This window comes from Burkholderia sp. AU6039 (genome assembly GCF_002223365.1).
In the GTDB taxonomy this organism is placed as follows: domain Bacteria; phylum Pseudomonadota; class Gammaproteobacteria; order Burkholderiales; family Burkholderiaceae; genus Burkholderia.
Genome location: NZ_NKFK01000005.1, coordinates 1,767,865 through 1,780,340, shown reverse-complemented (window position 1 = coordinate 1,780,340; position 12,476 = coordinate 1,767,865). Strand labels below are relative to the sequence as shown.

Genomic DNA, 12,476 nt, shown 5'->3' with positions numbered 1-12,476 from the left:
TCGGATTCCTTTGACGTTGAAAGAAGGCGCGCGCTCATGCGGTGCCCGGCACGCGGCCGGCCTTGATCGCGTCGAGCGCGGCCGTGCCGTAGATCCGCGCGATCGTGTCGTCGACGCGCGGGTTGGTGCGCAGCTCATGGCCGCCGTCGACCGCGAAGCTCTGGCCGGTCACCCAGCCCGACTCGGGGCCGGCGAGATAGCGCACCGCATGCGCGATCGCTTCGGGTTCGCCGAGCGTGCCGAGCGGGATCTGTTCGAGAAAGCTGTCGACGAGCGCGCGGTTGTCGAACATCGGCGCGGTGGCTTCCGAGCGCGTGAGGCCCGGGCGCACCGCGTTCACGCGGATCCTCGCGCCGGCCAGCTCCTCGGCCGCGCCGCGCACGAGCGCTTCGAGCGCGGCTTTCGCGGTGCAGTACGCGGACAGCCAGCGGAAATTGATCTGCGCGGCCGTCGACGAAATGCAGACGATCGCGCCGCCGCCGCTGTCGGCGAGCCGCGGCGCGGCATGACGGATCGCGGCGAATGCGCTGTGCAGGTTCAGGTCGATTTCGGCGCGGAACGTGTCGGCGTCGTGCAGCAGCAGCGGCCGGAAGCCCGCCCCGCCGACCGTCGGCACGACGATGTCGAGGCGATGGTCGAGCGCCCACGCGCAGTCGAGCGCGGCCTGCAGGTCGCCTTCGTCACAGGCGTCGCCCGCATGGATCGCGACGCGGCTGCCGGGCACGGCGTCGGTCAGTTGCCGCTGCGTGCGTTCGAGCGCGTCGCGGCGGCGGCCCATCAGCACGACGGCCGCGCCGTCGACGACGAGCGCGTGCGCGCACGCCGCGCCGATGCCGCCGGCGCCGCCCGTCACGAGTGCAGTGCGGCCGTCGAGGGGAGCGGAGGTGCGCATCGTTCAGCCCTCCAGCGGCAGGTCTTGGGCCCAGTCGACGTGCAGCGTGCGCGCGGCGAAGCGCCACGTGCCGCCGTCGAACACGCAACGATCGCGATAGCGCAGCCCCCAGTCGAGCTTGCGCTTCACGCCGTCGCGCACGTAGACGTGGCAGGCGACGCCGTAGGTTTCGACGTCGGCCTCGCCGCCGTCGAGCGTGACGAGCTGGTTGTGCACGTGATGCTGGGTCGCTTCGTAGCGCTCGATCACGCGCATGCCCGTGACGATCGCGTCGCGGTCGTCGAAGCGGAAGCCGGGGCCGGCCAGGGTGGCATCGTGGGTGAAGAGTGCGGTGAGTCGTGGCCAGTCGCGCCGGTCGACGGCTTGCGCGTAGCGGCACGCCAGTTCGTACAGCGCGTGGCGGGGATTGGAATCGGTCATGCGTGGGCTCCCGTGGAAGAACGGAACGCGTCGGCCGCGCAAGGCAGGCCGACGCGGCGGCATTGCGACGTCGACGCGCAGGTTCGCATCGCGCAGGCCGGGATTCATCATCCATACGGAGCAGGGCGCGGGTCGGGGAAAACACCGGGGCAGGCCGCCGCGAGTCACGTGAGGGCGCAGGGATGGTGCGGTGCGGCGACCGGTGTGCGAGATGCGTCTGACGATTCGTGCGGCCGGCTGCGACAGGCGCGGGACGTGCCGCGTTTCCTCCGCGTGGGCGAAGCCGCGGCGCGCGATGTTGCGATGCGTCAGGCAGCGCATCGTCCGCTCAGCGTTTGCCCCTAGTCGAAATGGACGATGGCCGGCGGCCGGGCGCTGGCTACCGTGCAGTCATCCGGTGCCGCATGTGATGCACGCCGGACACGAACCGCACCAGCGGACAACCGGAGGGGACGACGATCATGAGACTGACGACTCGCAAGCTGTGCGTATTGGCGATAGGGACGTTCGCTGCCATGGCGATGGCGCGATACGGCGCCGATCAGGTCCCGTCGCCGCCGTATGCGGCCGGCATCCTGCAATGCCGTTCGGTCGACGCGAACGGCCTGCCGACCGGTTGCGTGCCGATCGATCCGTCGCACTTCGGTTTTGCCGCGATGCGCGGCATGTGATACCGGCGCGGCCGCGCGCCGCGCGGCGCGGAAGCGGTGGCGGCGCGATGGCGCATGGATGCGATTCGCTACGGCAACGGTGGAGTCGCCGCGCGCCGATCCCGCTTCACGCGATTCGACTTCAACCGGACGAGAGACGGACGTGAGCGTTGCACGCGCACCCGTCGTACGTCCGCCTCGGCAACGGGGCCCGCGGCAACGTCCGCGTCAGTCCCTTGCCACATCCATCGCTTTCCGCAGATTTCCCCAAACGCTGACCCATTCCTCATGTCATCCGACTATTCCCTGACTCACCCCCTGAACACCCGCGACGTGCATCGCTGGGACGCCGAACACGATGTCGTGATCGTCGGCTTCGGCGCGGCCGGCGCCTGCGCGGCGATCGAAGCCGCGAGCGCCGGCGCCGACACGCTGATCGTGGAGCGCGCGTCCAGCTACGGCGGCACGAGCGCGCTGTCGGGCGGCGAGATCTACCTCGGCGGCAGCGGCGGCACACCCGCGCAACGGCAGGCCGGCTTTACCGACGACACCGAGGATCTGTACCGCTACCTGATGCTGGCCGGCGGCCGCGACGCCGACGAGGCGAAAGTGCGCCTCTACGCGAACGACAGCCTGGCGCACCACGACTGGCTCGTCGCGCAGGGCCTCACGTACAAGAACACGTTCATCGCCGAGCGGATCGTCGAACCGGAAACCGACGATTGCCTGATCTGGTCGGGCAGCGAGGAAGCCTGGCCGTTCAGCGAGGCCGCGAAGCCGTGCCCGCGCGGGCACACGCCGCAATGGCCGGGCTGGGGCGGCGGACAGATGCTGATGCGCGTGCTGGCCGAACGCGTGGCGGCGCTTGGCGTCGCGACGCGCTACGACACGCGCGCGCTCGCATTGATCGTCGACGACGGCGGCGCGGTGTGCGGCGTCGTGCTGCGCGCCTACGGCGAGACGGCATTCGTACGGGCGCGTCGCGCGGTGATCCTGTGCGCGGGCGGCTTCGCGATGAACCGCGAGATGGTGCGCCGGCATGCGCCGCAGTTCCTGCGCTCGGACGAGCCGATCGGCAGCCCCGGCGATGACGGCTCGGGCATCCTGCTCGGCCAGAGCGCGGGCGGCGCGGCGATTCACATGGATCAAGGCTTCGTCAGCCTGCCGTTCTACGCGCCCGAATCGCTGATCAAGGGGATTTTCGTGAACGCGCGCGGCCAGCGTTTCATCAACGAGGACGGCTATCACGGCCGCACGGGCCATCACGCGTTCCATCAGGCCGACGACCGGATCTACCTGCTCGTCGACCAGGCCACCTACCAGGAGCCGCCCGCGATCGCGCGAATCGGCATCGCGGCGGCCGGCGAAACGTGGGGGGAAGTCGAACGCGACCTGCAGATGCCGGCCGGCACGCTGACGGCGACCGTCGACGTCTACAACCGCCATGCGGCCGACGGCACCGATCCGCTGTTCCACAAGGCGAGGAAGTGGCTGCAGCCGCTGATCGAGCCGCCGTTCGTCGCGCTCGATTGCCGGATCGACTATGCGTTCTACCCGCACTTCACGCTCGGCGGGCTCGATACGCTGCCGACCGGGCAGGTGGTCGATGCAACACGCATGCCGGTGCCGGGGCTCTATGCGGCGGGCCGCACGACCTGCGGGCTGCCGCGCTGGGGCGCCGGGTACAGCTCGGGGCTGTCGCTGGCTGATGCGACGTTCTTCGGCCGGCAGGCCGGGCGTCACGCCGCGCAAGCGGGGTGCGACGCAGTGCGCCGCGCCGCTTAGCGTTTTCAGGCGCGAAATGAACGACGCCCCGGGCAATCACATCGCCCGGGGCGTAGTCGTTTCAAGCAACCAGGCGGCCAACCAGTCAGGCCAGTCGGCGCTTAGCCCAGATCGAGCGCATTCGTCAGATCACCCGGCGGCGTCGCGCCGCGCGCGGCGAACGCCTTGTTGCGTGCAACCACGCCGTCGAGCGGCGCGAGCCCGTGCACGCGGCTGATGAAGCGCAGGATCGAGTTCGTGTCGTACAGCGTGTGATCGACGAAGCCCTTCTTCGCGAACGGCGAGATCACGAGCGCCGGAATCCGCGAACCCGGGCCCCAGCGGTCGCCTTCCGGCGGCGCGACGTGATCCCACCAGCCGCCGTTCTCGTCGTGCGTCATCACGATCACGGTGTGGTCCCATTGCGGCCCGCGCCGGATATGGTCGATCACGGTCGCGATGTGACGGTCGCCCGATTCGATGTCCGCGTAGCCCGCGTGCATGTTCAGGTTGCCCTGCGGCTTGTAGAACGTGACGGCCGGCAGGCGGCCCGCGTCGATGTCGGCGATGAAGTGGTTGGTCGACGGCTCGTCGCCGAGCCCCGCGTCGCGCAGGTGCTTGCGGCGCGCGTCGGTGCCCGGCGCGTAATTCACGAAATAGTTGAACGGCTGGTGGTGGTACTGGAAATCGGGCACGGTGCCCGTGTCGCGATGCTCGAGCGCGTACTGCCATGCGCCGCTGTACCACGCCCAGTCGATGTTCTTTTCCGACAGGCGATCGCCGATCGTCGCATAGCCCTGCGGCGGCATCACGCGATGGTCGGCCGGATCCGCATACGCGGCGTTGCCCGGATCGGGCGGCGGCACGTAGCTCGGCTGGTACGGCGGGGCCATCGTGTTCACGCCGTAGCCGTCCGGCGTCAGCGGGCCGTCGGCCACGAACTTCGGCGGGCCGTCGAGCGCGGACGCCGGCGAATTGTCGGCGAGCTTCAGGCGCGTACCGGTCGGATCGTCGCCTTCGACCTTCGACAGCAGTTTCGCCGCATGCGGATGCTTGTGCGCGTCCGGATACAGCGGCGGCTGCGCGGAGATCAGGAACATGTGGTTCATCCACGACCCGCCGAATGCCGCCATGAAGAAGTTGTCGCACAGCGTGTATTGGCGCGCGAGATTCCACAGCCGCAGCGTGTCGGCCGAATTGCGATAGTGGCCCATCACGAGGCCGCCCGAATCGGCCCATGCGGCGAACTGGTTGTTGCGGCCGGCCGCGATCTGCATCTGGTTCTGGTAGAAGCGGTGCCACAGGTCGCGCGTGATCACACCGTTCGGCAGCGCGTTGCCCTGTGCATCCTTGATCAGGAACGGCGCGTTCGGCAGCTTGTCGATGTCGCGCTCGGCGATCGCGTAGCGCTTGCCGTCCACTTCCTGCGCCTGCGGCACGAGCCCGCCCCAGATCTTCGGCAGCACGGGCAGCGGCGTCTTGCCGTCGCGATCGAGCTGCTGCGCGTGCTCGGGGCGCACCTCGCTCAGCGGATGGCGCACGCCGGGGAAATCGCCGTACAGGTTCGCGAAGCTGCGGTTTTCCGCATAGATCACGACGATGTGGCGCACGCGCTGGCGCAACGCTTCGTCGATGCGCAGGTCGGCGGCCGAACGCGGCGCGCTGCCCGCCGTGGTTTCACAGCCGCTGAGCGCGACACCCGCACCGAGCGCGGCGAGGCCGCCGAGCACGCGGCGGCGGTCGGGATCGGCGGGAAGGTCGTCGGGGCGATCGGGGGTGTCGTTCACGTCGTGGGTTCCTCGAATGGGCGGGTGGACGGGGGCGTGATGCGCGGCGGCATCGAACAGGCTGCCGCGCCGCGGGATGGAAAGCAACGGCCCCGGTTACGGATGGGCTGGCGCGATCCGCCTGTCACAAAAATGTCACGAACGCGACTATAACGCGGCAACGGGGGGGATGAAAGGTGTTTGTCGGACGATTCGACGCGCGTCCCGGGCCATGCGCGACGCCCGCGCGCGAACTAGACTGGATTCAGGGGCGGCGCGTCGCAAGCGTGCCGCCCGGGCGAGGATTGCGCGGCGGCGCCGGCCGATGGCGTCGCCGCGGAGCCATTGATGCGACGAACGAGGCGATGAAGCGAGGCGACGATGGCGCGCATGAATGCCGCTTCCGCATGGCCGCCGATGGCGCGCGCCGGTTGCGCGCGTGCCCGCACCCGTCCGCCGTGCCGCGCAACGCAAGCGTAGCGCGCACGTCCGGCCCGACGCCATGGACAGGAAATTCGACTACCCGGGATTGCTGATCGCGGCGGGCTTCTTCGTGCTATTCGCCGCGCAGTTGCTAATGCTGCGCCCGACGTCGGCGCCGATCGCGTACAGCGATTTCCATCAGCTCGTCGCCGCCCGGCTCGTCGACGATCTCGAAGTCGGCCCCGTATCGATCTCGGGCACGCTGAAGATGCCGCAGGCCGGCACGATGCTGCCGGCATCCGAAGCCGCGGCCGTGCGACAGGCCGGCGCGCCGTGGCGCTTCACGACCAACCGCGTGACCGACGAGCACCTGACCGACACGCTGACCGCCGCCGGCATCCGCTATCACGGTGCGCCCGACACGAGTTGGGTCGCATCGCTTGCGTCGTGGCTGCTGCCGCTCGTGCTGTTCGTGTTCATCTGGAACATGATGCTGCGCAGGCGCGGCGGGCTGCAGGATTTCACCGGGATGGGCAAGAGCCGGGCGCGGGTGTACGTGCAGCAGGAAACCGGCATCACGTTCGACGATATCGCGGGCATCGACGAAGCGAAGGCCGAGCTGCAGCAGCTCGTCGCATTCCTGCGTAACCCCGACCGCTACCAGCGGCTCGGCGGCAAGATCCCGAAGGGCGTGCTGGTGGTCGGCGCGCCGGGCACCGGCAAGACGCTGCTTGCGCGCGCGGTGGCCGGCGAGGCGGCCGTGCCGTTCTTCTCGATCAGCGGCTCGGCGTTCGTCGAGATGTTCGTCGGCGTGGGCGCGGCGCGCGTGCGCGACCTGTTCGAGCAGGCGCAACAGAAGGCGCCGTGCATCGTGTTCGTCGACGAGCTCGATGCGCTCGGCAAGGTGCGCGGCGTCGGCCCGATGTCGGGCAACGACGAACGCGAGCAGACGCTCAATCAGTTGCTCGTCGAGATGGACGGCTTCCAGGCCGGCTCCGGCGTGATCATCATGGCCGCGACGAACCGGCCCGAGATCCTCGATCCCGCGCTGCTGCGGCCGGGCCGCTTCGATCGTCACATCGCGATCGACCGGCCCGACGTGAATGGCCGAAGGCAGATCCTCGGCGTGCACGTGAAGCGCGTGAAGCTCGCGGCCGACGTCGATCTCGGCGAGCTAGCATCGCGCACGCCGGGCTTCGTCGGCGCGGATCTCGCGAACGTCGTCAACGAGGCCGCGCTGCATGCGGCCGAACTCGGCAAGCAGGCAATCGGCATGGCCGATTTCGACGAGGCGATCGACCGCGCGTTGACGGGCCTCGAGCGCAAGAGCCGCGTGATGAACGCGCAAGAGAAGCTGACTATCGCGTATCACGAGGCCGGACACGCGCTCGTCGCGGAAAGCCGCACGCATTGCGATCCGGTGAAGAAAGTGTCGATCATTCCGCGCGGTGTCGCGGCGCTCGGCTACACGCAGCAGGTACCGACCGAGGATCGCTACGTATTGCGCCGAAGCGAGCTGCTCGACCGGATCGATGCGCTGCTCGGCGGCCGCGCTGCCGAGGAACTCGTGTTCGGCGACGTGTCGACGGGCGCGCAGAACGATCTCGAGCGCGCGACCGCGATGGCGCGCCACATGGTCATGCAGTACGGGATGAGCGAGAAGATCGGGCTCGTGACTTTCGATGACGGCGACACACGTACCGGCATGCCGGGCGTATGGCATGCGGGCGACGGCCGCTGCAGCGAGCACACCGCGCGGATGATCGACGACGAGGTGCATACGCTGCTGACCGACGCGCATGCGCGCGTCGCGGCCACGCTCGGCGAACGTCGCGATGCGCTCGAACGCATCGCGCGCCGGCTGCTGCAATGCGAAGTGCTCGAACGTGATGCGCTGCAGGCGCTGATCGACGGGCGCGCCGAACCGCCGGCCGCCACGACGCCGGCGCCGGACGACGCAGCCGGCGCACGCGGCGGCGCGATCGAAACGGAGCACGCGTCCGCGGTCGAGCGCGATTTCGTCGCGTACGGGCCGCCACGCGAACCCGAGCGCTGAAGATGCCATGAACCGGCGAGCGGCGCGCGTCGAAGCGACTGCGTGCCGTCATTCCTTTCCCCGTTGATCTCCACGGAGTCGCCATGAGCGAGGCGCACGTATCGGTCGATGTCGCGCAGCAGGCGCGTTTCTGTTTCGAAGTGGTATTTGCCGGCACGACGCTGGCGCCGGTGCTCACCGACGAACCGCCGCCGCTCGGCGACGGGCGCGGGCCGAACCCGATCCGGCTATTGGCCGCGGCGGTCGCGACCTGTCTCGCGGCGAGCCTGCTGTTCGCGCTGGAAAAGCAGCATGTCGATCCGCAGCCGATTGCCGCGCACATCGACGTCGACATGGTGCAGAACGAAGCAGGCAGGGTGCGTGTGGGCGCGATGTCGGTACGGCTGTCGATCGGCAAGACGTGGGCCGATCTCGCAGCCGCGACGCGTGTGCTCGATCAGTTCGATGCGTATTGCGTACTGACGGAGAGCCTGCGTGAAGGCATTCCGGTGTCGGTCGACCTGTGCGACGTGAACGGCGCGGCGCTCGAACGCGCGACGACGGACGCGTGAGCGCGCGTCAGGTCGGTCAGGATTCGGTCGCGGCCGCGACTTCGGCGGCCTCGGCGAGCGCGTTGAGAAAGCGCGTGCGCCACCAGTGCACGTCGGTCTTGCGCACGATCGCCATCAGCGCCGCGTGGCGCTGGCGGCGTTCTTCGAGCGGCATCGTGAGCGCGCGCTGGATCGCCTGCGCGGTGCCTTGCGTGTCGTACGGATTGACGAGCAGTGCCGACTTCAACTGCTCGGCCGCGCCGGCGAAACGCGACAGCACGAGCACGCCCGGATCGGCGGCATCCTGCGCGGCGAGAAATTCCTTCGCGACGAGGTTCATCCCGTCGCGCAGCGGCGTGACGAGCGCGACGCGGCTCGCGCGGTAGAGGCCCGGCAAGCGCTTGCGCGCGACGGTGCGGTGAATGTAGCGCATCGGCATCCATTCGAGTTCGCCGTAGTCGCCGTTGATCGCGCCGCACAGGCTGTCCATCTCGCGCCGCAGGTCGTCGTACGCGCCGAGATCCTCGCGGCTCGGCGCCGCGATCTGGATCAGCGTCGCGCGGTTGCGGTTCTCCGGATATTGCTCGAGCAACTGGCGGAATGCATTCACGCGCTGCGGCAGCCCCTTCGTGTAGTCGAGGCGGTCGACGCCGACCAGCAACTGGCGGCGCGAGTATTCATCGCGCATCCGCTCGAACATGTCGAGGCCATCGCGATCGCGCGCGAGCGATTCAAACTCGTCGACGTTGATGCCGATCGGGAATGCGCCGGCCGACAGCGTGCGGCCGAACGCGCGCAGGCGGCCGTCGGGCAGCCGCGCGGCGCCGGCTTCCGCTTCGACGTAATGCTCGAAGTGAAGCAGATCCGACTCGGTCTGGAAGCCGACGAGATCGTAGGCGAACAGCGAACGCATCAGCCATTCGTGTTCCGGGATCGCGGCCATGATCGGCGGCGGCGGCATCGGAATGTGCAGGAAGAAGCCGATCGGGTTCGTGCAGCCCATCGCGCGCAACTCGGCGGCGAGCGGAATCAGCTGGTAGTCGTGGACCCAGATGGTGTCGTCGGGGCGCAGCAGCGTGCGCAGCTTGCGCGCGAACAGCTGGTTCACGCGCCGGTAGCCGTCGGCGAAGCGGCGGTCGAACTGCGCGAGGTCGAGCCGGTAGTGAAATACCGGCCACAGCACGTTGTTCGAATAACCGAGGTAGTACGCGTCGTAATCCTGCGGATCGAGATCGATCGTCGCGAGCTGGATGCCGCCGACGTTCTGGATCTGCACCTCGTCGCCGTGCGCGGGCTGGTCACCGTCGCCGCGTAGCCTCCCGCTCCAGCCGAACCATACGCCGCCGGATTCCTGCAGGCTGTCCTTCACGGCGACGGCGAGCCCGCCGGCCGCGGCTTTACGGGGATCTGCAATGCGATTGGATACGACGACGAGTCGGCTCACCAGCTCTCCTGACGATTGTTGAGGGAAAGGTTCGTGCGGCCGTGGCGCGAGAAGCAGACGCCGCCATCGACGCGCGGTGCGCGCAGGGCGATGGGGCCGCAATGCGATCGGACGGGAGTCAGGGCACGCGATTCGCCGTCCGAACGCGGAGTGCTTTTTTAAGCATACTCGTCATTCGGCTGTTTTAAAAGTCTGCATCGGCGAGCGACGCGCGGGCGAATGCAGCGTGATCTCCATGTCGCCGGTGTGGCAACGTGAGAGACATGGGCGGGATCAAAACTTGCGCAGTGCTGCCGATTCAGCGTGCGCCGCGTGATGCGCAAGCGCGCACGTCACGCGCGATCGAGCGTGACGATGTGCATTTCATGACGTGCGTACGCGGTCCGCGCCGGTCGGTGGAAGCAACCGGCGATGCCGCGGCTGCGACGTCGTGCGAGCGGCACCGAGCGACGCGTAGGCGTGCCGCGCACGCGCGACGCGAATCGGCGCAGCGCGACGTCGTGCAGGCGAACCGGCCGCGCCGGATGGCGACGATACGCAGCTGCACCGCGTGCCGCGTGCGGCCGCACATCGCGCGGTGCGCGCAAGCGTGACGCAGGCGGATCGGCGCAACAGCGGGCGCATCGTCGTCTCCTTGCGGTATCGGTTACGCGGTTGCGCGGTTCCGAGGTTACGCAGTGGCCGGTTGCCAGTGATGCACGGCGGGCGCTTGCGCGTACTCGCCCAGCGACGCCACGTGCGTACCGGACGGCATCCGGAACGCGGCAACCGTTTCGGACAGCTCGCGGCCTTGCGCCTCGAGCGACTTCGATGCGGCAGCGGCCTGCTCGACGAGCGCCGCGTTCTGCTGGGTCGTCTCGTCCATCTGCGTGATCGTCAGGTTCACCTGGTCGATGCCGCGGCTCTGCTCGGCCGACGCGGCCGCGATCTCGCCCATGATGTCCGTCACGCGCGCGACGGCCTGCGTGACGTCCGACATCGTCTTGCCGGCTTCGCCCGCGAGTTCGGAACCGTCGCGGATCGTCTGCACCGACGCTGAGATCAGTTCCTTGATCTCCTTCGCCGCCGTCGATGAACGTTGCGCGAGGCTGCGCACCTCGCTTGCGACCACCGCGAAGCCGCGCCCCTGTTCACCCGCACGCGCGGCTTCGACGGCCGCGTTCAGCGCAAGGATGTTGGTCTGGAACGCGATGCCTTCGATGATGCCCGTGATGTCCGCGATCTTCGACGAGCTTTGGCCGATCTCCGTCATCGTGTCGACCACGCGGCCGACCACCGCGCTGCCGCGTTGCGCGACGTCCGACGCGTTCGCGGCGAGCGAGCTGGCCTGTTGCGCGTTCTCCGCGTTCAGGCGCACCGTCGACGTGAATTCCTCCATCGTCGCGGCGGTTTCCTGCAGCGACGCGGCCTGTTCCTCGGTGCGCTGGCTCAGGTCGAGGTTGCCCGATGCGATCTCGCTGACCGCATGCGCGATGCTGTTCGACGAATCGCGCACGCGGCCGACGATGCCGATCAGCCGCTCGTTCATCGTTCGCAGCGCGTCGAGCAGATCGCGCGTCTCGTCGTTGCCGCTCACGTTGATGCGGCTGCCGAGATCGCCGTTCGCGACCGTGCGCGCGACGTCCACGGCCGAGCCGATCGGCACCGTGATCTTGCGCGTCAGCCACAGGCCGCCGCATGCCGCGACCGCGACGGCGATCAGGCAGATGCCGGCCAGCAGGTTGCGTTCCATCGCATAGCGATCCGCGAATTGCTGCGCGATCGCGAGCTCGCGTTCATGCGTATAGGTTGCGTATGCATCGGTTGCGCGCACCAGTTGCGCGAGCAGTGGCCGGCAGTTGCCGTCGATGTCGGCGGTCGCCTCGTCTTTCTTGCCGGCCTGCGCGAGCCCGACGATGCGCAGGGCGACGGGCCCGTAGCTGCCTTCGATGCGCACGATGTCGGCCACCAGTTCGCGCGCGCGATCGGAGGTGTCCGTCGCGTTCGCCATCAGGTCCTTGAGCTTCGCGAGGTGATCCTGCACGTCCTTGTGCGCCTGGTTCACCTCGGCCAGTTCGAGCTCGACGTCGGACGGTTTGGTCACGAGCACGAGGTTGCGCGCGGCGATCGCGCGCCGGTCGACCGCGGTGCGGATTTGCGCGGAAACGGTCGCCCGCGCATTGATGCCGTTCATGTAGCGGGAAAATTCGGCGTTCGTATCGGATAGCGCCTTGAGTGCCATGCCCGACACGATCACGACGACCGCGGCGAGCAGGCCGAAGCCGCCAAGGAGTTTTGTTTTGATGCTCATTCTGGCGATTTTCACAGTGTGCCTCTGTGCGTGTGGTTGACGAATTGAATTTATTGTTCGACCAGATACGGGCTCGTGCCGGCATTAACGGGTATCCGGGATGATTCTTTACCCTTCGAAAACCCTGATATTAGTTTTTTTAGCGCTGGAATCGTTGCCAGATGGGCGCTTCTGATTTTGATCAAAAATCGGCGGGGTGCCCGTAATTAAAAGGTTTATACGTGGAATTCGAAACCGGTTT

9 protein-coding genes are annotated in these 12,476 nt (G+C 68.3%); 4 read left to right on the top strand and 5 right to left on the bottom strand.

The window, feature by feature from the left end; all coding sequences use genetic code 11:
- Positions 1-34 precede the first annotated feature (34 nt).
- On the bottom strand, positions 35-892 hold the full coding sequence (locus tag CFB39_RS25640) for an SDR family NAD(P)-dependent oxidoreductase (RefSeq protein WP_089474936.1): 858 nt from the start codon (positions 890-892) through the stop codon (positions 35-37).
- A 3-nt stretch (positions 893-895) separates the two neighbouring features.
- Complete coding sequence (locus CFB39_RS25635; protein ID WP_089475668.1) at positions 896-1,312, bottom strand: nuclear transport factor 2 family protein; 417 nt, start codon at positions 1,310-1,312, stop codon at positions 896-898.
- A gap of 461 nt (positions 1,313-1,773) precedes the next feature.
- Here CFB39_RS25635 and CFB39_RS25630 point away from each other — a divergent pair, with 461 nt between their 5' ends.
- On the top strand, positions 1,774-1,983 hold the full coding sequence (locus tag CFB39_RS25630) for a hypothetical protein (protein WP_089427420.1): 210 nt from the start codon (positions 1,774-1,776) through the stop codon (positions 1,981-1,983).
- Between the two features lie 267 nt (positions 1,984-2,250).
- Positions 2,251-3,747 carry an FAD-dependent oxidoreductase gene (locus CFB39_RS25625; RefSeq protein WP_089474935.1) on the top strand — a complete coding sequence of 499 codons (1,497 nt, stop codon included), beginning with the start codon at positions 2,251-2,253 and terminating at the stop codon, positions 3,745-3,747.
- Positions 3,748-3,848: 101 nt separating this feature from the next.
- Here CFB39_RS25625 and CFB39_RS25620 read toward each other — a convergent pair whose 3' ends face one another.
- Positions 3,849-5,513, bottom strand: coding sequence for an acid phosphatase (locus CFB39_RS25620; protein WP_089427422.1), 1,665 nt, complete (start codon positions 5,511-5,513; stop codon positions 3,849-3,851).
- A 481-nt stretch (positions 5,514-5,994) separates the two neighbouring features.
- Between CFB39_RS25620 and ftsH the strand changes: the two genes are divergently transcribed.
- Positions 5,995-7,971, top strand: coding sequence for an ATP-dependent zinc metalloprotease FtsH (ftsH, locus tag CFB39_RS25610; RefSeq protein WP_089475667.1), 1,977 nt, complete (start codon positions 5,995-5,997; stop codon positions 7,969-7,971).
- Positions 7,972-8,054: 83 nt separating this feature from the next.
- Positions 8,055-8,522: an OsmC family protein gene (locus tag CFB39_RS25605; RefSeq protein ID WP_089474934.1), complete on the top strand. Its 468-nt coding sequence runs from the start codon at positions 8,055-8,057 to the stop codon at positions 8,520-8,522.
- A gap of 16 nt (positions 8,523-8,538) precedes the next feature.
- On the opposite strand, the gene otsA is transcribed toward CFB39_RS25605, so the two are convergent.
- Both otsA and CFB39_RS25590 read right to left on the bottom strand, forming a co-directional pair.
- Entirely contained in the window at positions 8,539-9,945 is a 1,407-nt protein-coding gene (gene otsA, locus CFB39_RS25600) for an alpha,alpha-trehalose-phosphate synthase (UDP-forming) (RefSeq protein WP_089474933.1), read from the bottom strand.
- Between the two features lie 670 nt (positions 9,946-10,615).
- Positions 10,616-12,235, bottom strand: coding sequence for a methyl-accepting chemotaxis protein (locus CFB39_RS25590; RefSeq protein ID WP_089474931.1), 1,620 nt, complete (start codon positions 12,233-12,235; stop codon positions 10,616-10,618).
- Positions 12,236-12,476: the final 241 nt, after the last annotated feature.

Excerpts from the sequence above, each read along its gene's own strand:
- CFB39_RS25605 (WP_089474934.1), top strand. The coding sequence starts at position 8,055 with ATGAGCGAGGCGCACGTATCGGTCGATGTCGCGCAGCAGGCGCGTTTC.
- CFB39_RS25590 (WP_089474931.1), bottom strand. The coding sequence starts at position 12,235 with ATGAGCATCAAAACAAAACTCCTTGGCGGCTTCGGCCTGCTCGCCGCG.
- CFB39_RS25630 (WP_089427420.1), top strand. The coding sequence starts at position 1,774 with ATGAGACTGACGACTCGCAAGCTGTGCGTATTGGCGATAGGGACGTTC.
- ftsH (WP_089475667.1), top strand. The coding sequence starts at position 5,995 with ATGGACAGGAAATTCGACTACCCGGGATTGCTGATCGCGGCGGGCTTC.
- CFB39_RS25635 (WP_089475668.1), bottom strand. The coding sequence starts at position 1,312 with ATGACCGATTCCAATCCCCGCCACGCGCTGTACGAACTGGCGTGCCGC.
- CFB39_RS25625 (WP_089474935.1), top strand. The coding sequence starts at position 2,251 with ATGTCATCCGACTATTCCCTGACTCACCCCCTGAACACCCGCGACGTG.
- CFB39_RS25640 (WP_089474936.1), bottom strand. The coding sequence starts at position 892 with ATGCGCACCTCCGCTCCCCTCGACGGCCGCACTGCACTCGTGACGGGC.